The following is an 18,087-nucleotide window of genomic DNA, read 5'->3' on the forward strand; positions in this document are numbered from 1 at the left end:
CGTCATGATCAACACGGCTTCCGAGAACCCCGTCCTGCGTGTCGCCCCGGCCGCTCCCGCAGCGGCCGCCGCCTACTTCCGGGCGAGCCTCGCCTTCCACGCCGACGTCTCCGACGTAGCCGCCGCGCTCGCGGCCGGCGGCGACCCCGGCTTCGTCGTCGTGGACTCGCGCTCCACCGAGTCCTGGGACCAGGGCCACATCCCCGGCGCGGTCCACCTGCCGACCGCGCTGATCCCGAAGCAGGCCGCACAGCTCCTCGACCCGGACGTGCCGGTGGTGACGTACTGCTGGGGCCCCGGCTGCAACGGCGCCACCCGCGCCGCCCTCGCCCTCGCCGAGCTCGGCTACCAGGTCAAGGAACTGCTCGGCGGTTTCGAGTACTGGGCCCGCGAGGGCTTCCCCTACGAGACCTGGCAGGGCCCGGCGCGCCGCGACGCCGACCCGCTGACGGCACCCGTGGCGGGCACGTGCGGCTGCTGAGGCACCCCCGCGCGCCGCGCTCGTCGGTCGGCGGAACGCGCGTGGCCCCGGCACCGCGTCCGGGTAGAGTCGGGCGGTGCCCGAGCTGAAGCGGCTGCACGCCAGCCACGCCCCCGCGGTCCTGGACTTCGAGCTGTCGAACCGCGCCTACTTCGCCGCCTTCGTCTCCGACCGCGGCGACGAGTACTACGAGCAGTTCACCGAGCGCTACAACGCCCTGCTGGCCGAGCAGGAGGCCGGCAGCTGCGCCTGCTTCGTGCTCCTCGCCGAGGACGGGTCGGTCCTCGGCCGGTTCAACCTGGTCAACATCGAGAACCGCACCGCGGAACTCGGCTACCGGGTCGCCGAGCACGTCGCCGGCCGAGGCGTGGCCACCGAGACCGTCCGGGAGCTGTGCCGCCTGGCGGCACGCCGGTACGGACTGCGCGTCCTGCGGGCGGCCACCAGCCACCGCAACGTCGCGTCCCACCGGGTGCTGACCAAGTCCGGGTTCGTCCCGATCGGACCGGCCGACCCGGCCGACCTCGGCGGCAAGCCGGGCACCTGGTACCAGCGCGACCTGGTCGCACTCCAGCCCTAGGCCGACGGGCGACCCGCCGACCGGCGGGGGTGGTCCGGCCACCTGCCGGAGGTTGAAGGAGCACCTTTCCTGGAACGTTGTGTCCAAGGGAAACGGCTCTGCCCCGGCTGGTACGCCGGCCGCGTGGCCCTCCCGATCGGAGAAGGAGGTCGGACAGTGACGGTGCGACTGACGATGTTCTGCGCGACCACCGCGGAGGGCGGCCTCGGCCGGGTCTTCGGGGACGGTGCCGTGAGTGACCGCCGCCGGCGTGAGCTGGCAGCCATGACAGCGACCCTTCCGCCGTACGCACTGGCCCTGCGGGGGCCCTCCGCACGCTGCGCGCAGACCGCCGAGGCCCTCGCCATCGCGGCCACGCCCGAGCACGCCCTGCGCGATCTGGACCACGGCAGGTGGGACGGCCGTACCCCCGAGGACATCGCGGCCGTGGACCCCCATGGTCTGTCCGTCTGGCTGACGGATCCCGACGCCGCACCGCACGGCGGCGAGACCGTCCGCGAGCTCTGCCGCCGGACAGCCGCCTGGCTGGACACCCTGCCCGCCGGCACCGGCCGCATCCTCGCCATCACCGAGGCGTCCTTCATCCGAGCCGCGCTGGTCCACGCCCTGTCCGTACCCGCCCGCTCCTTCGGGCACCTCCAGGTACCGCCCGCGTCCACGGTCACGCTGACGCTGCGCGACGGCTGCTGGAGCACCCGGTTCGACCGGCTGACCGTCCCCCGTCGCCGGCAGACCGCCGAAGGCGTCCCCACCGTCGCGGTGCCGACCACGCCCACCACGCGACGGCGCGTGTGCCTCACCGGCCGGCCCTGACACGGCAGGGGGGACGCGCCATCGCGTGATCACGGCTCCGAGAGTCATGGCGCCTGTCCGTACCGCGCCCAGCGGCGAAGCCGCCCCGGGCGTGGTACGAATCGGACAGTGGTTCCATACAGGCTGGAGCGCACGTGATCCGGGTACTGGTGGTCGACGACGAAGCCCTGATCCGCACGGGCTTCCAGCGCATCCTGGCCGCCGCCGACGGCATCGAGGTCGTCGGGGCCGTCTCCGGCGGTCAGGCCCTGACGACGGTGCGCGAGAAGCGCCCCGACGTCGTGCTGCTGGACATCCGCATGCCCGACGTGGACGGGCTCACCGTCCTGGGCGAGATCCGCCGGCTGCGGGAGCCCCCCGTGGTGGCCATGCTGACCACGTTCGACATGGACGAGTACGTGGAGACGGCACTGCGCTCGGGCGCCGCCGGATTCCTCCTGAAGGACACCGACCCCGAGGCGCTGCCGCTGGCGGTGCAGAGCCTGGCCCGCGGCGGCACGGTGCTGTCGCCCAAGGTCACCCGCACGGTGGTGGACGGCTACCTCAGCGCCGGAGCGCCGGAGCGCCCGCCCAAGGCCCTCGAACGTCTCACCGGCCGGGAGCGCGAGGTGCTCCTCCTCATCGCCGAGGGCCTGTCGAACGCCGAGATCGCGACCCGGATGCACCTGAGCACCGGCACGGTCAAGGATCATGTCAGCGCGATCCTCACCAAGCTGGAGGTCAGCGGCAGGGTCCAGGCCGCCCTCTTCGCCCAGCGGGCCGGACTCCTCGCGGAGGAGACGGGATGACCCGCCGTCCGTCCCCGCTGATGCTGGACGGCGTGGCGATGGCCATGGCCCTCCTCGACGTGTGGGCCCACTGGGACATCGGCGAGCCGTTGCGGATGGCCTGCGCCCTGGGCGCCGCCGTCATGCTGCTGCTGCGCCGGCGGCAGCCGCTGCTCACCTTCCTGCTGACCCTCCCGGCCGTCCTGCTGTCCGACTCGGTCGTCGCCTGCCTGGCCGCGCTGTACACGCTCGCTTCCCTCAGCCGCCCCCGGACGCTGCTGCTCATGTGCGTCCTGGCCTTCGCGTTCTGCGACACGACGGCCCTGCCGTCACCGAACTTCGATCTGACCGCGCTCGCCAGACTGATCCCGTTCGGCTACAGCGCCGCCACCGCGGCCGCCGCCGTGTTCCTCGGGCAACTGGTGCGCACCCGGCGCGACCTGTCGCTCAGACTGACCGAGATCTCCGAGGCGCGCGACCACCAGCAGCTGCTGACGGCCCAGGCCGTCCTCGCCAAGGAACGCGCCCAACTGGCGCGGGAGATGCACGACGTCGTCTCCCACCAGGTCAGCCTGATCGCCGTGCGTGCCGGAGCGCTCCAGGTCGGCGCGGACGACGCGGACACCAAGGAAGCCGCAGCGACGATCCGGCGACTGAGCGTGCAGACGCTGGACGAGCTGCGCCACATGGTCGGCGTCCTGCGTGCCTCCGGCGGCCACCCCACGGAACTGACCCCGCAACCCGCGCTCACCGACATCCAGCGGCTGGCCGACAGCTGCGGCATCGAGACCGAGTTGAAGACGGACCTGCCCGACGGGCTTCCGGCCACCGTCCAGCGCGCGGTCTACCGCACCGTCCAGGAAGCGCTGACCAACACCCGCAAACACGCTCCCGGCGCGAAGGCGCGCATCGACCTGCTGCACGCCAACGGTTCCGTCCGGGTCCGGGTGACCAACACCGCGCCGACCCAGCCGCCGCTGCCGCTGCCCGGCGCCCATCACGGCTTGATCGGGCTGCGCCAGCGCGCCGAACTCCTCGGCGGCACCATGACCGCGGGCCCGACGAGCGACGGCGGTTACGAGGTCTGCGTGGTGCTGCCGGCGGAAGTCACGGGGTGAGCGGACGGCGTGCTCAGCGCACCCCGTCGAAGGCGACGTTCAGATGCCGGGGGCCGCGCAGCACCGCGTTCCGCCGGTACGGCGGCGGGTCCTCGACCAGGCGGGGACCCTCCAGCCGCCGGGCCAGCTCGGACAGCGCGATCTGGGTCTCCAGCCGGGCCAGCGGAGCGCCGAAACAGCTGTGGATGCCGCTGCCGAAGCCGAGGTGCTGGATGTCGCCGCGGTCCGGGTCGAACCGCCCGGGGTCCTTGAAACGCTCCGGGTCACGGTTGCCCGCGGCGAGGACCAGCCAGATCCGCGAACCCTTGGGAATCGTGACCCCGCGCACCTCGATGTCGGTGATGCAGGTGCGCTGCGGCACCATCTGCACGGGCGGTTCGTACCGCAGCAGCTCCTCCACGATGTTGACCGACAGGCCCGGGTCCTCCCGCAGCCGCTGGAGGATCTCCGGGTGGCGCAGCAGGGTGAGCATGCCGTTGGTGATCAGGTTGACCGTCGTCTCATGACCGGCGATCAGCAGCAGCACCGAGGTGCTGAGCACCTCCATCATCGACAGGGAGCCGTCCGGGCCGCGGCTGGCCACCAGGTCGGACAACAGGTCGTCCCGCGGTTCCTTGGTGCGCTCCTCGACCAGCCCAGCCAGGTACATGCCGAGCTGCATACGGGCTTCCCGCGCCGTCTTCTGGGCGTCGGCGTCCTCGTTCGGGCCGGCCGCCGGGTCGAGGCTCGCGACCAGCGGGTCGACCCAGGTGCGGAACCGCGGCTCGTCCTCCCGGGGAACCCCGAGCAGCCGGCAGATCACCGTCACGGGGAACGGGTAGGCGAACTGGTCGACCAGGTCGACCTGGCGCGCGTCGCCGAAACCGTCGATCAGCCCGGTGACGATCTCCCGCATCTCGCCCCGCATGTTCTCGATCCGCCGCGGCCGGTGCGGCGGTCCGAAAGCGCTGTTGGCGATGCGCCGCAGCCGGTCGTGCTCGGGCGGGTCCAGCCGCAGGAACGACGGCGGCAGTCCCGCCGTCTCCTCGGTCTGGCCGAGCTCGTCGCCTCCGGCGGCGGCCAGGTTGGCGGCGTCGGAGCTGATCCGCGGATCGTGGAGGAGGGCCTTGATGTCGTAGTACGAACTGATGAGGTACGGGCCTCCCTCCTCCTCGTGGAGCACCGGCGTCCTGCGGAGCTCCTCGTAGACCGGGTACGGGTTGGCGCGGTTGGCGTAGTCGGTGATCTGGCGCGCGATCGAGGCGTGCGGCATTGGCGGGTCCTTGGTGCGTCGGGGCCGTGGGCGGAGTCAGTGGCGGGCGGGGTGGAAGACCAGCTGCTGGTCGGCCGGCGAGTAGCCGCTGAGGGTGACCATGGGGCCGTGCGTCGGCAGGGACGGGTCCGGGAACCCGGCCGGCACCGGCTGCCGGCCCTCGGGACGCCGGTCCACCGTCGGGTACTCCACCGGGAACGGCGCCCCCCGCTCGATCTGCCCCCGGTAGAACTCCAGCCACCGCGTGTTGTCGAAGGCCACGGCCGCCACGACCCGGCCCTGGTAGCCGTAGACCCCGACGAACCGGCGCTCGGCCAGCGAACCCTGCGTGATCATCAGTTGCTCGCCCATGGGCGGCACCCCGACCGACTTGATGTTCACACCGAACATCGACGACCAGAAGGCGGGCATCCACAGGTGCGGCCGCCGGTCGGCGCCGTGGCAGATCATGTTGTGCGCGGCGGTCTCCGCCTGCGCGACGGCATTGCCCCAGTGCTCCAGCGACAGGAACTGGTACCCGAAGAGCGCGTGCGGGGAGCGCGCCACATCGCCCGCCACGAAGACGTCGTCCGTGACGATGCCCCGGAAGTCGAAGGCCCGGCAGCCCGCGTCGCAGGCGATGCCCCGCGGCCCGGCACCCAGCCCCGACCCGGTCAGCCACTCGGTGTTCCGCAGTGAACCCAGCGAGACCACGACCACGTCCGCCTCGACCACACGCTCGTCGGACAGGTGGACGGCCCGCACCCTGCCGACCGCGTCACCCTCCAGCGCGGTCACCGTGACATGGGTGCGCAGATCCACGCCGTTCTCGGTCTGGAGGTCCGCCGCGACCGCGCCGACCACCCCGCCCAGCGCGCCCACCAGCGGCCCGCCCGCGCGCTCCGCCACGGTCACGGGCAGGTCCATCTCCCGGCACGCCGAGGCGACCTCCGAACCGGCGAACCCGGCGCCGATGACGAACACCCGGCGCGGCCCCGCCTTCAGCCGCCGGTACAGGTCCGCCGCGTCCTCCCGCGTGCGCAGCAGACACACGCCGTCCAGCCGGGCCTCCTCCTCCTTCGGCCACGGCCGTGCCCGCACACCGGTCGCGATGAGCAGCCGGTCGTACTCCACCTCGTCCCCGTCGGCCAGCCGGACCCGCTTGGCCGTCAGGTCCAGGCCGGTCGCGGCCACGCCGAGGCGCCACTTGGCGTCGATCTCCCGGCGGTGCGGCAGCTCGGTGTGGTGCGGGGACGCCTTGCCCAGCAGCACGGACTTCGACAGCGGCGGCCGGTCGTACGGCTCGTAGGGCTCGTCACCGATCAGGGTCAGCTCACCGGCGAAACCCTCCGCGCGCAGCGTCTCGGCGGCCCGCAGACCGGCCAGCGAGGCACCCACGATCACGATCCGGCCCTCACGCCTGAGCCACTCCACGTAGTCAGCGGCCATCGGACGCCTCCCGCGCCTCTCCCGTGGGCTCCAGTCCGTCGGCCGTGATCGCCTGCACCGGGCACGCGGCCACGGCACGCGCCACCCGCTCCCGCTGCTCCTCCTCCGCGCGCGGGTTGTAGATCAGCGCCTCCTCGCCGTGCATGGCGAAGACGTCGGGCGCGAGGAACGCGCACTGCGCGTACCCCTGACACTTGTTGAGATCGACGACGAGCCTCATCGACGCTCCGCCCTTCCCATGGCCAGGTCCGGACGTGCCGCGCGGCGCGCGCGGGCGGCTCCGGACGGCGGTCGTCCCCCGCACGCCAGCATGCGAGCCGGGACGGGGTGACCGCGCGCCGGGCACGCCGATCGAGTGAGCGGCCGGCGGCCCGGGCGTCATCCCGCCACGGCGGGCCGGGACCGGTCACGGCTGGCCGCCACGAGGATGTGCACGCTGAGCAGCAGCGACCAGGCCGGGAAGGCGAGCTCCGCCCAGGGCACGTTGGACGACACGAAGAGCAGCGTCAGGGCGGTGAGGAAGCCCAGCAGCGTGAGCCAGCGCGGCAGCACACCGAGGCGGCGGCCGATGACCGACATGGAGGACACGAAGACGGCCGCCATCCGCGTGGCGTACTCCGTCATCAGCGTGTACGCGAAGTGGCGGCCGAAGTCCCAGGTGGCCGGCACCGGTGGCAGGCCGGCCGGGTGGGACACCACCAGCACGGCGCTCCCCGCCGCGGCCGCACCGAACATCGTGGCGGTGAAGACCAGCCCGCTGCCCAGGAAGACGGTCGCGAGGAACCTGTCCTCGCCCGCCCCGACGTGCGCCCGGATCGTGCCGATGAACCACAGGAAGAAGATGCCGGCGAACGGCACGAGCGCGAGGGCCGTACGCAGCGCCTGGCGCCGCGCGGAGTCCGTGAAGCCGAGCGCGGTGACCGCGTCTGCCCCGTCCGGGATCCCCAGCCTGAACAGGACGATCGTCGCCGCCAGGAGCAGCGCGAAGACGACCCCGGCCAGCCCCGCCGCGCGCGGTGTCCGCAGCGCCTGCTGCCCCGGCCCCATCTCCTGCATGCCCGGCCCGCCTTCCGCATCGGCCCCCGGCACCAGCTAGCCGCCCGCGTCCCGCCCGCGCCACCGGGAGGCGGCCGTACGGCCGAGGGGAAATCCGCTCGCGCCGTGCGTGACGCCCTCCCTAAGGTGGGCGTCCATGCCCACACCCCCGCAGCCGACCGCCGCCGAACTGCGCCGCGACCCCCTGCCCCTGCGCGGCCGTACCGCACTCGTCACCGGCGCGAGCCGGCGGGCCGGGATCGGGCACGCCGTGGCCCGGCGGCTGGCCGCCTACGGCGCCAGTGTGTACCTGCACCACCACGTGCCGCACGACGCCGCCATGCCCTGGGGCGCCGACAGCCCCGACGCCGTCGCCGACTCCGTGCGCGAGGCGCTCGGCGACCCCGGGGCGCGGGTCGTGTCGGGCCCCGGTGACCTGGCGGACCCGACGGAACCGGCCCGGCTGGTCGACACCGTGACCGAGGAGTTCGGCCGCCTCGACATTCTGGTCGCCAACCACGCCCTCAGCGGCTCCGACGGCACTCTGGACGACATCGACGCCGCGATGCTCGACGCCCACTGGGCCGTGGACACCCGCTCGGTGCTGCTGCTCGTCCAGGCGTACGCCCGCTCGCGCGCCGCCCTGCCACCGGGCACCCCCGGCGGACGCGTGACGCTGATGACGTCCGGGCAGGACCTCGGCGGCGGCATGCCGGGCGAGATCGCCTACGCCCTCCAGAAGGGCGCCCTCGCTTCCATCACCCGCTCCCTGTCCACGGCGCTCGCCGGGCGGGGGATCACGGTGAACGCCGTCAACCCCGGCCCGGTCGACACCGGGTACGCCACCGGCGAGGTCCACGCGGCCGTGGCCGCGCGGTCCCCCGCCGGACGCTGGGGCGCGCCCGACGACCCGGCCCGCCTCATCGCCTGGCTGGCCACCGACGAGGCGGGCTGGATCACGGGCGAGGTCATCAACTCGGAAGGCGGCTTCCGGCGCTGACACGGGCGCTCACGGCAGGGCAGCGTGAGTGCTCACTGCCGGGCAGCCCGGCTGGTCACAGCCGGGACAGTTCGTCCACCAGGTCGTCCAGGCCCAGGGAGCCCTGCGACAGCGCCGCCATGTGCCAGGCCTTCAGGTCGAACGCGTCGCCGTGCCGCTCGCGCGCCTTCTCCCGGCCCAGCAGCCACGCCCGCTCCCCGAGCTTGTAGCCGATCGCCTGGCCCGGGATCGTCAGGTACCGGGTCAGCTCGCTCTCCACGAAGTCCGCCGGGCGGCTGCTGTGCGCGCCGAAGAACTCCTCGGCCAGCTCCGGCGTCCACCGCTCACCGGGGTGGAACGGCGAGTCCGCCGGGATCCGGAGCTCCAGGTGCATGCCGATGTCCACGATCACCCGGGCCGCCCGCATCATCTGCGCGTCCAGGTAACCGAGCCGCTCCTCCGGGCCCGTCAGGTAGCCGAGCTCGTCCATCAGCCGCTCCGCGTACAGCGCCCAGCCCTCCACGTTGGCGCTGACCCCGCCGACCGTCGCCTGGTAGCGGGAGAGGTTCTCGGCCACGTGCGCCCACTGCGCGAGCTGGAGGTGGTGGCCGGGCACGCCCTCGTGGTACCAGGTCGAGACGAGGTCGTAGACCGGGAAGCGGGTCAGGCCCATCGTGGGCAGCCAGGTGCGGCCGGGCCGGGAGAAGTCCTCCGACGGGGCCGTGTAGTAGGGGGCCGCCGCACCGCCGGGCGGTGCGATGCGCGACTCCACCTTCCGCACCCGCTCGGCGAGTTCGAAGTGCGTGCCGTCCAGCTCCTCGATCGCCTTGTCCATCAGGCCCTGGAGCCACTCCCGGACCTCGTCCACGCCCTCGATGTGCCGGCCGTGCTCGTCCAGGTGCGCGAGCGCCACCCAGGGCGTCTCCGCGCCGGGCAGGATCTTCTCCGCCTCCTTCTCCATCTCGCCGAGGATGCGGTGGAACTCCGCCCAGCCGTACGCGTACGCCTCGTCCAGATCCAGGTCCGTGCCGTTGAAGTAGCGGGCCCAGCGCGCGTACCGCTCCCGGCCGACCACGTTCGGAGCGCCCTCGATCGCCGGGGCGTACACGTCCCGCAGCCAGTCCCGCAGCTCGACCAGGGCGCCGGTCGCCGTACGCGCCGCCTCGTCCAGCTCCGCGCGCAGCGCCTGCGGACCCGCGGCGGCGAAGTCCTCGTACCAGCCGCGGCCCTTGCCGTCCGTGTCCGTCCACTCGGTGAGCTGGTCGATGTACGCGGCGGTCGGCCGGGGAGCGGCGAACAGCTTGCGGTCCAGGCCGAGTCGCAGCGACTCACGGTAGCCCGCGAGTGCTCCCGGCACCGCGCGCAGCCGCTCGGCGATCGCCGCCCAGTCCTCCTCCGTCTGCGCCGGGGTGACCGTGAAGATGTCCCGCACCGAGTGGCCCGGCGTGCTCATGTTGCCGATCGCCCGCAGGTGCTCGTCCGCCTCGTGCACGGCGAGTTCGGCGGTCAGCCGCTCCCGCAGCAGCCGCGCGCAGCGCCGCTCCGCGTCGCTGTCCGCACCAGGCCGCCGCTCGGCCTCGTCGAGCTTCGCGAGGGTGGCCCGCGCCAGCTCGGCAAGGGCCTGCTGGCCGGCCGGTGAGTAGTCGGGCAGCCTGCTCGAACTCTCCTTCACACCGAGGTACGTACCGGTGACCGGGTCGAGGGCGATGAGGTCGTCCACGTAGGCGTCGGCGACCTGACGGGGCAGCGGGCTCTGGGTCTCAGACATGCGGCCCATCCTCGTACGAGGACGATCGCCACGTCACCCGGGTTTGCCGGGATTCAGCTCTGGGCGTGGCCGGGCGGCAGCAGCGGCCCGCACTCCCACTGCTGGAAGATCAGCCGGGTCTCCACCCGGGCCACCTCGCGCCGCGCCGTGAACTCGTCCAGCACCAGCCGTTGCAGGTCGGCCATGTCCGCGACGGCCACATGCACCAGGTAGTCGTCGGGCCCGGTCAGGTGGAACACCGTCCGCGCCTCCGGCAGCGCCCGGACACGCTCCACGAACGGTCCCACCAGCTCCCGCCGGTGCGGCCGCACCTGCACCGACAGCAGTGCCTGGAGGCCGCGCCCGAGCTTGGCCGGATCGAGCCGCAGCCGGTGCCCGAGGATCACGCCCGAGCGGCGCAGCCGGGTCACCCGGTCCAGACAGGTCGACGGCGCCACGCCCACCTGCGCGGCGAGGTCGCGGTAGGTGGTCCGGGCGTCGTTCTGCAACAGCCGCAGCAGATGCAGATCGACCGGATCCAGTACGACAGATTCGGCCACCGGCCGAACGTAGCACGGCGTCCGGCCCCCGGGAACCGTTCGCTGTTCACCCTTCCCGCCATGGACACATCGAGCACGAGTGCCTACGACGACGTACGCACCGCATCGAGAGCGCTGGCCACCGAGGCCGTGCACGCCGGCCGCGACGATCTCGCCCGCCAGGGCCTGCACGCCCCGCCGATCGACCTGTCCACCACCTACCCCTCCTACGACAGCCGCGCCGAGGCCGCCCGCATCGACGCCTTCGCCACCGACGGCGCGGACCCGGTCGGACCGCCCGTCTACGGCCGCCTCGGCAACCCGACCGTCGCCCGCTTCGAGACCGCGCTCGCCCGCCTGGAGGGCACCGAGTCCGCCGTCGCCTTCGCCAGCGGGATGGCCGCGCTCAGCGCGGTCCTGCTGGCCCGGTCCGCCGTGGGGCTGCGCCACGTCGTCGCGGTACGGCCGCTCTACGGCTGCAGCGACCATCTGCTCACCGCCGGGCTGCTCGGCACGGAGGTCACCTGGACCGACCCGGCGGGCATCGCCGACGCGCTGCGCCCGGACACCGGTCTGGTGATGGTCGAGTCCCCGGCCAATCCGACCCTCGCCGAACTCGACCTGCGGGGCATCGCGCACGCCTGCGGTTCGGTGCCGCTGCTCGCCGACAACACCTTCGCCACGCCCGTGCTGCAGCGCCCGGCCGAGCAGGGCGCCCGGCTGGTGCTGCACAGCGCCACCAAGTACCTGGGCGGCCATGGCGATGTGCTGGCCGGGGTCGTCGCCTGCGACGAGGAGTTCGCGGGCCGGCTGCGGCAGATACGGTTCGCCACCGGGGGAGTCCTGCACCCGCTCGCCGGCTACCTGCTGCTGCGCGGGTTGTCCACGCTCCCGGTGCGGGTGCGGGCCGCCTCCGCGAACGCCGCCGAACTGGCCCGCCGGCTCGCCGCCGACCCGCGCGTGGCCCGGGTGCGGTATCCGCGGCTCGGCGGCGCGATGATCGCCTTCGAGGTGCACGGCGACCCGCACGAGGTGATCTCCCGGGTCCGGCTCGTCACCCCCGCGGTGAGCCTGGGCAGCGTCGACACCCTCATCCAGCACCCCGCGTCCATCAGCCACCGCATCGTGGACGCCGACGACCGGCGCGGGGCCGGGGTGAGCGACCGGCTGCTGCGGTTGTCGGTGGGCCTGGAGGACGTCGACGACCTGTGGTCCGACCTCGACCAGGCCCTGGGCGCTCCGCTCGAACGCCGGGTGACGCCGCTGCGGGAAGCGGTGCGCTGAGGGGAGGCCCAGCCGGGTGGTCGCGGAGTGACGGGGGCAGTCAGTCGAGCCGCGGCGACCGGGAGCCGGGTGACGTGGCCACCCGTGTGGCGTCCAGGCGGGCCGTGATGACCAGCGTGCCCTCCTCGACCTGGTAGTCCAGCGGCAGACCGAGTCCGCGCATCGCTGCGACCATCCCGGTGTTGGACGCCTTCGTCACGGCGTACACGCTCTCGCAGCCGGCCTCCGCCGCCATCGCCACCAGCCGGTTGAGCAGCTCGCCGCCGACGCCCCGCTGCTGCCAGTCGTCCTCGACCAGCAGCGCGACCTCGGTCTCGTCGCCGTCCCACAGCAGGTGCCCGAGGCCGACGATCCGGCCGGAGCCGGTCTGCGCGGCCAGCGTCCGGCCGAAGCGGGGGCTGAGCAGGTGGTTCAGATAGCGGTCCGCGTCGCCGACGGGGCCGTGGTAGCGCAGGCCGAGGGTGTGCGGCGAGCACCGGTCGTGCATAGCCCGGGCCGCCGGCAGGTCCCCGGTGTCGACCCGGCGCACGGTGATGTGGTCGCCCTCGGGCAGGGTCAGCACATCGTGACCGCGGGGGATGCGGGGACCGAGCCGGGTGTCCAGCTCCACGAGCGCCCGGGCGCGGGCGAACTCGGTGGGGGTGAACGGCAGATACGGCCGCTCGACGGTGAGCACACCGCCCTCGGGCGCCGGCAGTCGCATCACGGTGTCCTCCAGGACCCCTTCGACCGGCACCGGCTCGGGCCCCCGGCCGCCCCCGGCCGGCGTGCCGGGCAGCGTCCGGATCGTGCAGCGCCCCAGCAACTGGCGCAGCGCGAGCGGCAGTTCCGCGGTGTCCAGGGCGGTGCGGGCGGCCAGTCCGAGCACCCGGGTGGGCGCGTCGACCAGGTCGTGGGCGTCGGCCCGCTCGATCCACGTGGCCGCGCCCCCGGCCAGCGCGACCGCCCGGGTGATCTCGGCCGCCGCGAGCGTGCCCGGCGCCCGCAGCAGGAACTCGTCCACCGTGCCGTCGGCCAGCGGATGCGTCTGCAGGCTCAGGATGTCCACCCGCTGCCCGGCGAGCGCCGTGCACAGGGTGGCCAGGGAGCCCGGCTCGTCCTTCACCGTCGTCCGCATCCGCCACAGCGCGCCCGCGACCTCCTCGGCCGAGGGCTGCTCGGAAGGCCCGGCCAGCCGCGTCTCGACGGCGGACCGGGCACCGGTATCGCTCACCGGCGGCGCGTGTCCGTGGCGGCGTGACCACCACACGTGGAAGCCCGCCGTCGCCGCGAGCACGATGGCCGAGATCACCAACAGGGCCGGGCCGTCGGGCCCGTGCCCGATCAGGTTGGCCACCGCGTCCGCGACGGCCACGGCGGTGAAGAGCGCGGCGAGTTCGACGACGTCCCGCCGCCAGTGGTGCACGGGCCGCCCGTGCTTCGCCCGGGTCACATCAGGCATGTCTGGAGTCATGCAGCCACTGTGAAGGAAGGGTGTTGCGTGATCACGAACTGATTGTGACCGATGGGTAAAGCATGCTCCGTCCTTTTTGTTGCATTTTCTATTGTTGACGGGAGCAGTTGCGGGAACGGATGCGTCGGGGAGAGAGAGCGGGCGCGCGCGTGGGCGCGGGCGTCGCGGTCCGGGTCAGGCGGCCACCTCCACACCGAGGGCGTCCCGCAGCCGCCGCGCCTGGGTGACCAGCCGGGAGGAGCCGGCGCGGTTCGCGGTCTCCGGGAGATGCGGCACGTCTCCCCGGGCCCTGCACCGTTCGGCGCACTCCGCGGCGACGGCCAGCAGGTCCCCGAGGCCCCGGGCCGCCACGGCCGCCGCCTCCGGGCGGGCGGTCGCGAGACCCGCCAGCGGAACGGGCAGGGCGTGCCGGAGTACCTCCCACATCGTCGCGTGCGCTCCCGTGGCGGCCCCGGTCCGCGCCGACTCGGCCAGCCGCTGCGACTTCACCGCACCCCGCCCCACCAGCTCTCCCAGATCCGTGCCCAGCCGCACCGCGTCGAGCTGTCCCCGCGCGGCGAGCACCAGCAGGGCGTCCACCGCGGCGAGCCGGTCCTCGTGTTGCCGCGCGCCGAGTCCGTACGCCACGCACAGGTGCACGGCCTCGCCCGCCTCGCCGCCCGCTTCGGCGAGCAGGGGAAGCACGGCGGCGCCACGCTCGTCGTCGACGGCCGTGCCGGCCAGGTCGGGCAGCAGCCGCGCCGCGACCAGTTCCCGCCGCTCCGGGAGGACGGCGAGCCAGTGCGGACGTATCGCCTCGCTCCAGTGGGAGCAGTGCCGGCCGTCGGTGAAGACGGACAGCGGCTGGCCGAGCCGGCGGAACTCCTGCGGGAAGCCCGCCCGCAGCTCCGGGACCTCCCCCAGCTCGACGAGGATCCGTACGCCCTTGGTCCGGCGCCTGGCCGGCTCCGCGGTGGTGGTGCCCGTAGGCAGCCGGTGGGCGGGCCCGCTGCCCGGGGCGGCGTTGTCGGCGGTCAGCCAGCGGGCGAGCCGTCCGCCCTCCCGGGTGCCGAGCGCCTTCGCCCGCGCCGCCGCCTCCTCGGCCGCCGCACGGTCGGTTCTGCGCACGCGCAGCAAGGCCTGGGCGAAATCTACGGCGCCGACCCGGGCGTCCAGGCGCCGGTACTCGGTGAGGCGGTCCACCAGCTCCGCCGGCTCCAGCAGGCCCGTGCTCCAGGTGGGCGTGGCCAGGAGCAGCGGCAGCGGCTCGGTCCGCAGGCGGTAGGCCGCTTCGCGGAGGCGGGCGTCGAAGACCCGGGCGAGCCCGCTGTGCGCGCACTCGTGTTCGTTCGGTCCCCGCCGCACCGCCGCATGCAGCGTGGCCGTGCTCACCTTGCCGTGCAGGGTGGCGAGGAGCAGATCGAGGCCGTCCCGGGTGTCGAGGGTGCCGTAGCGGCTGTTGCCGAACATGTCGTCCACGCGCGGCCACTGACGGGGCTCGTCCGCCGCCCACCAGCGGTGCGCGAGCATCGGTACGAGCGCCTCGCGCAGCGCGTCCGCGTCCTCGTACGCGTGCCGCACCAGACCGTCCAGCGCCCGCTCGAACGCGGCCACGTCACCGCCGGAGACCAGCAACGCCGACAGCTCCTCGGCCAGTTCCTCCGCCGTGGCCAGCGCGGGCTCCAGCCGTACCGGCTCCGGGGCGGCTGGCAGCACCTCCTCGAACACCTCCTCGGAACCGACCGCGGCGACACCCAGCGCGGCGGCGGCCCGGGCGCGCAGTGCCGGGGTCAGCTGATCCGCGGCCGTGACGAGTTCGTCCCGCGCCCCGTCGCTGTCGAGCCGCTTCGCGTGCCGCTCGACGAGCTTCAGCGCCCGCTCCTGCACCTGGGTGTCCTCGTGCCCGAACGCCTGGGCCGTCACCGGCAGCAGCTCCGCCGCCGAGGAGGGGTCGTGGGAGAGCACCTTGCCGAGCAGGACCAGCTGGGCCCGCACGAGTTTCTTCTCCGCGCGGAACAGCAGACCTTCGGACGCCTCGGCCAGTTGCCGTGTCGTCAGGTCGCCGTCCAGTGCCAGGGCGGTCAGCACCGTCTGCGCGTGGGAGGCGACAGGGGAGGCCGCGTCACGGGCGAGTGCCGTCCAGTCCGGGATCCGCGCGCGCTCCTCGTCCCTGGTGAGCGAGAGTTCCGTCAGGAACGGCAGGAAGGTCCGGTGGTCGGTGGGGCCGCCGCCGCGCAAGAGCCGGGCGACGCAGGCGTCGATCAGGGACGTCCGCTCCAGGAGGCCCTCTCCGGCCAGCGCCGCCACGGAGCTCTGCCACCAGCCCGGTCCCTCGTCGAGCAGCCAGCGGGCCTCGCCGACGTCCGAGAGGGTGAACAGCCCGCCGACCAGCGGGGCGAGGTGTGGCTCATGGCGCAGCAGAGCGGCCATGCCGTCCCGGCTCGGGCTCCGGCCGCTGATGTGCCGGACCCAGCCGATCACATAGGCGTCCGTCACCGGCACCTCGCACCCCGCCCGGCTGACCAGTCCCGCCATCAGCTCGTACCTGACGCGCGCGGAGACCGGGCGCCGCGCCAGCCGGTGCGCCACGTCGGCCAGCCAGCCCGCGTTTCGGGACTCGAGCGCGCGCAGGAGCTCCTCGGCGGGCGCCTGGGTCCAGCGCATGTCGCTCGCGGCGAGCCAGGCGGCGGCCGCCGCGGCTCCCGTGTGGCAGGCGGCCCCGGCCAGGTGCAGCGCCCGGCGGACCCGCTCCGTTCCGTTCCCCCAGACCGGAACGCCACGCAGCTCTTTGCGCAGTTCCTTCAACTCGCCCAGGCAGGCCCGCCGTGCCGCGGCCGACATGCCCGTCACCAGCCGCAGCACGTCCGCCGTGCTCCCGGCCCGTACCGCCTCCGTCAGCGCGGTCATCGCACACCCCCGTCGATCGCCATGTCCTGTCCCGGCGCGGCGCCCCGCCGCACCATCCGCACCGCCAGCGCGTGCTTGCACGGCCCGCGCCCGCCCCCGTACCTCGCCCACCACAGACAGCTGCAGCTGAGCACCCCCGCCTCGTCCCGCACCCGGTGTGCGTGCCCGTCCTCGGCGGTCACCGTCGCCAGGGTGCCGTCCAGGGTCACCGCACCCGCCGCCACCAGGTCCCGCGCCGAGCGCAGCCGCGGATTGTGTCTCTCGACGCGCGCGGAGTCGTAGGGCAGTTCCCGGTGGAAGTAGGCCGCCTCCGCCGTGTCGTAGCCGACTCGGCCCGAGGTGCCGAGGCGGACCAGGGCCGCGCGCACCCGCTCGGGCGGCAGGCCCGAGGCCGCCGCGAGAGAGGCCACCTCGACGCGTGGTTCCCAGGCCAGCAGCACGGCGATCAGTTCGGCGTCCCCGGCGGCCTCCTCCGTGGCGAGGGCGTCCAGCACACCGCCCTCGCCCGAGAAGCCGCGCGAGGCGTCGGGGGACAGGGTGAGCGTGAGCCGCATGCCGGGCAGGACGATCTCCCAGGCGGCGGCCGTCGCGGCCGTGGCGCCACCGCCGCGCGCGGGGCCGTAGACCCGCAGGGCCGTCGCGTGCCGCAGCACCCGCTGCAGCGCCGCCAGCCGCTCCGGGCCCGGCAGGCAGACCGCGCCCGGCACCGCCCGTGTCGTCGGCCGCAGCCCCCGGCCCACCGGCACCACCCAGCGCGGCCCGACCGGGGCCCGCCGTCCCCCGCCCGCCCTCGGCAGGCCGCGCAGGAACCGCACCGCCTCGTCCGCCGGCAGCTCCGCTCGCAGGTCGAAGCCGGCCGCGATCACCTGGGCCTCGGCGAAGCCGCGCAGCCACCGGTCGGGCAGCGGGACCTTCTTCTCCACGACCGGGCCGTCCAGCGTCGTCACCGCCAGCTCGTCCGGGCCGACCCGCAGATGGAGCGGGTCGTCCGTGCCGAGCCGGGACAGGGCCTCGCGCAGCGGGTTGTTGACGTCGACGTTCGTCGTGCCGTGCCCCACCTCGCCGCCGTCGAGGCCCGGGGCGAGCACGTCCAGCCGTGCGTACACCCCGCCGCAGCCGGAGAAGGACTCGAAGCGCAGCCGGTCGCCGTTGCCCGTGACCACGGGGTCGAGCGAGGCGCGCAGTTGCGGCTGGTAGTAGCGCGCCGCCGCCACGTCGGCCACGGCCAGCAGTGCCGCGGCGGCGACCTGAGGCGAGGTCAGGAAGCCCGCGAAGAACCGCGGATGGTCCTCCACCCCCATGGGGGTCGCACCCCGGGCCGTTTCCAGCCCGAGCCGGCGCCCGTCCGCGGAGGACTCCAGCACGGAGGGTCGTCGATAGGCCACGGCCTGTACAGATCGCGTCATGGGAAAACCGTAGAGGCGACCACTGACAATCGGCCTGGCCTGCGAAAACGCCCGCCGCGAGGCAGAGTTGCCGGCCGCGGGTCCGGGGCCGCGTTCCGGGCTGGCGCGGCGCGGGGCGCGCACGGGGCGGGAGCAGCGGAGCCGGTCCACGTACCCGGCGGGACGGGAGCCGTGCCACGCACCGGGTGGGAGGGGAGCCGTGCCGCACCGGGTGGGAGGGGAGCCGTGCCGCGCACCGGGTGGGAGGGGCGGGAGTCGTGTCACGCACCGAGCGGGGCGAGCGGAGCCGTGTCACGCACCGGATGGGATGGGCGGAGCC

At 74.1% G+C, this 18,087-nt stretch carries 16 protein-coding genes; 7 read left to right on the top strand and 9 right to left on the bottom strand.

Features of this window, described 5'->3' with window-relative positions; all coding sequences use genetic code 11:
• Positions 1-4: 4 nt before the first annotated feature.
• From OO52_RS31030 to OO52_RS31050, 5 genes are all read left to right on the top strand, one after another.
• Complete coding sequence (locus tag OO52_RS31030) at positions 5-481, top strand: rhodanese-like domain-containing protein (protein WP_030655014.1); 477 nt, start codon at positions 5-7, stop codon at positions 479-481.
• A 76-nt stretch (positions 482-557) separates the two neighbouring features.
• The gene (locus OO52_RS31035; protein WP_030655017.1) at positions 558-1,061 is read left to right on the top strand and encodes a GNAT family N-acetyltransferase; all 504 of its coding nucleotides are present in this window, start codon (positions 558-560) and stop codon (positions 1,059-1,061) included.
• Between the two features lie 156 nt (positions 1,062-1,217).
• Positions 1,218-1,874: a histidine phosphatase family protein gene (locus tag OO52_RS31040; RefSeq protein ID WP_030655019.1), complete on the top strand. Its 657-nt coding sequence runs from the start codon at positions 1,218-1,220 to the stop codon at positions 1,872-1,874.
• 134 nt (positions 1,875-2,008) lie between these two features.
• A complete protein-coding gene (locus OO52_RS31045; RefSeq protein WP_030655022.1) occupies positions 2,009-2,662 on the top strand; it encodes a response regulator in 654 nt (217 codons plus the stop codon).
• Complete coding sequence (locus OO52_RS31050; protein ID WP_030655024.1) at positions 2,659-3,759, top strand: sensor histidine kinase; 1,101 nt, start codon at positions 2,659-2,661, stop codon at positions 3,757-3,759. The genes OO52_RS31045 and OO52_RS31050 overlap by 4 nt, the downstream gene beginning before the upstream one ends.
• Before the next feature lie 13 nt (positions 3,760-3,772).
• Here the strand turns inward: OO52_RS31050 and OO52_RS31055 are convergent, their stop codons facing one another.
• The 4 genes from OO52_RS31055 to OO52_RS31070 all read right to left on the bottom strand — a co-directional run bounded on the left by OO52_RS31055 (position 3,773) and on the right by OO52_RS31070 (position 7,495).
• Positions 3,773-5,011 carry a cytochrome P450 gene (locus OO52_RS31055; RefSeq protein WP_030655026.1) on the bottom strand — a complete coding sequence of 413 codons (1,239 nt, stop codon included), beginning with the start codon at positions 5,009-5,011 and terminating at the stop codon, positions 3,773-3,775.
• A 36-nt stretch (positions 5,012-5,047) separates the two neighbouring features.
• Positions 5,048-6,439, bottom strand: a complete 1,392-nt coding sequence (locus tag OO52_RS31060) for an NAD(P)/FAD-dependent oxidoreductase (protein ID WP_030655028.1) — start codon at positions 6,437-6,439, stop codon at positions 5,048-5,050.
• Entirely contained in the window at positions 6,429-6,659 is a 231-nt protein-coding gene (locus tag OO52_RS31065; protein ID WP_030655029.1) for a ferredoxin, read from the bottom strand. The genes OO52_RS31060 and OO52_RS31065 overlap by 11 nt, the downstream gene beginning before the upstream one ends.
• A gap of 158 nt (positions 6,660-6,817) precedes the next feature.
• On the bottom strand, positions 6,818-7,495 hold the full coding sequence (locus OO52_RS31070) for a hypothetical protein (RefSeq protein WP_037630563.1): 678 nt from the start codon (positions 7,493-7,495) through the stop codon (positions 6,818-6,820).
• 136 nt (positions 7,496-7,631) lie between these two features.
• Here OO52_RS31070 and OO52_RS31075 point away from each other — a divergent pair, with 136 nt between their 5' ends.
• Positions 7,632-8,474: an SDR family oxidoreductase gene (locus tag OO52_RS31075; protein ID WP_030655031.1), complete on the top strand. Its 843-nt coding sequence runs from the start codon at positions 7,632-7,634 to the stop codon at positions 8,472-8,474.
• A 55-nt stretch (positions 8,475-8,529) separates the two neighbouring features.
• Here OO52_RS31075 and OO52_RS31080 read toward each other — a convergent pair whose 3' ends face one another.
• A complete protein-coding gene (locus tag OO52_RS31080) occupies positions 8,530-10,221 on the bottom strand; it encodes a DUF885 domain-containing protein (RefSeq protein WP_030655032.1) in 1,692 nt (563 codons plus the stop codon).
• A 53-nt stretch (positions 10,222-10,274) separates the two neighbouring features.
• The gene (locus tag OO52_RS31085; protein ID WP_030655033.1) at positions 10,275-10,760 is read right to left on the bottom strand and encodes an Lrp/AsnC family transcriptional regulator; all 486 of its coding nucleotides are present in this window, start codon (positions 10,758-10,760) and stop codon (positions 10,275-10,277) included.
• A 60-nt stretch (positions 10,761-10,820) separates the two neighbouring features.
• Here OO52_RS31085 and OO52_RS31090 point away from each other — a divergent pair, with 60 nt between their 5' ends.
• The gene (locus OO52_RS31090; protein WP_030655035.1) at positions 10,821-12,023 is read left to right on the top strand and encodes a trans-sulfuration enzyme family protein; all 1,203 of its coding nucleotides are present in this window, start codon (positions 10,821-10,823) and stop codon (positions 12,021-12,023) included.
• Between the two features lie 40 nt (positions 12,024-12,063).
• Here the strand turns inward: OO52_RS31090 and OO52_RS31095 are convergent, their stop codons facing one another.
• The 3 genes from OO52_RS31095 to OO52_RS31105 all read right to left on the bottom strand — a co-directional run bounded on the left by OO52_RS31095 (position 12,064) and on the right by OO52_RS31105 (position 17,768).
• A complete protein-coding gene (locus OO52_RS31095; RefSeq protein WP_234339904.1) occupies positions 12,064-13,464 on the bottom strand; it encodes a GNAT family N-acetyltransferase in 1,401 nt (466 codons plus the stop codon).
• A 186-nt stretch (positions 13,465-13,650) separates the two neighbouring features.
• Positions 13,651-16,362 (bottom strand): DUF6493 family protein, encoded by a 2,712-nt coding sequence (locus tag OO52_RS31100; protein ID WP_030655041.1) that lies wholly within the window; start codon positions 16,360-16,362, stop codon positions 13,651-13,653.
• A complete protein-coding gene (locus OO52_RS31105; protein ID WP_030655044.1) occupies positions 16,359-17,768 on the bottom strand; it encodes an SWIM zinc finger family protein in 1,410 nt (469 codons plus the stop codon). The genes OO52_RS31100 and OO52_RS31105 overlap by 4 nt, the downstream gene beginning before the upstream one ends.
• Positions 17,769-18,087 lie beyond the last annotated feature (319 nt).

The organism is Streptomyces flaveolus (genome assembly GCF_000716535.1).
Classification (GTDB): Bacteria; Actinomycetota; Actinomycetes; order Streptomycetales; family Streptomycetaceae; genus Streptomyces; species Streptomyces flaveolus_A.

Excerpts from the sequence above, each read along its gene's own strand:
- OO52_RS31030 (WP_030655014.1), top strand. The coding sequence starts at position 5 with ATGATCAACACGGCTTCCGAGAACCCCGTCCTGCGTGTCGCCCCGGCC.
- OO52_RS31050 (WP_030655024.1), top strand. The coding sequence starts at position 2,659 with ATGACCCGCCGTCCGTCCCCGCTGATGCTGGACGGCGTGGCGATGGCC.
- OO52_RS31055 (WP_030655026.1), bottom strand. The coding sequence starts at position 5,011 with ATGCCGCACGCCTCGATCGCGCGCCAGATCACCGACTACGCCAACCGC.
- OO52_RS31060 (WP_030655028.1), bottom strand. The coding sequence starts at position 6,439 with ATGGCCGCTGACTACGTGGAGTGGCTCAGGCGTGAGGGCCGGATCGTG.
- OO52_RS31065 (WP_030655029.1), bottom strand. The coding sequence starts at position 6,659 with ATGAGGCTCGTCGTCGATCTCAACAAGTGTCAGGGGTACGCGCAGTGC.
- OO52_RS31070 (WP_037630563.1), bottom strand. The coding sequence starts at position 7,495 with ATGCAGGAGATGGGGCCGGGGCAGCAGGCGCTGCGGACACCGCGCGCG.
- OO52_RS31075 (WP_030655031.1), top strand. The coding sequence starts at position 7,632 with ATGCCCACACCCCCGCAGCCGACCGCCGCCGAACTGCGCCGCGACCCC.
- OO52_RS31080 (WP_030655032.1), bottom strand. The coding sequence starts at position 10,221 with ATGTCTGAGACCCAGAGCCCGCTGCCCCGTCAGGTCGCCGACGCCTAC.
- OO52_RS31090 (WP_030655035.1), top strand. The coding sequence starts at position 10,821 with ATGGACACATCGAGCACGAGTGCCTACGACGACGTACGCACCGCATCG.
- OO52_RS31095 (WP_234339904.1), bottom strand. The coding sequence starts at position 13,464 with ATGCCTGATGTGACCCGGGCGAAGCACGGGCGGCCCGTGCACCACTGG.
- OO52_RS31100 (WP_030655041.1), bottom strand. The coding sequence starts at position 16,362 with ATGACCGCGCTGACGGAGGCGGTACGGGCCGGGAGCACGGCGGACGTG.
- OO52_RS31105 (WP_030655044.1), bottom strand. The coding sequence starts at position 17,768 with ATGACGCGATCTGTACAGGCCGTGGCCTATCGACGACCCTCCGTGCTG.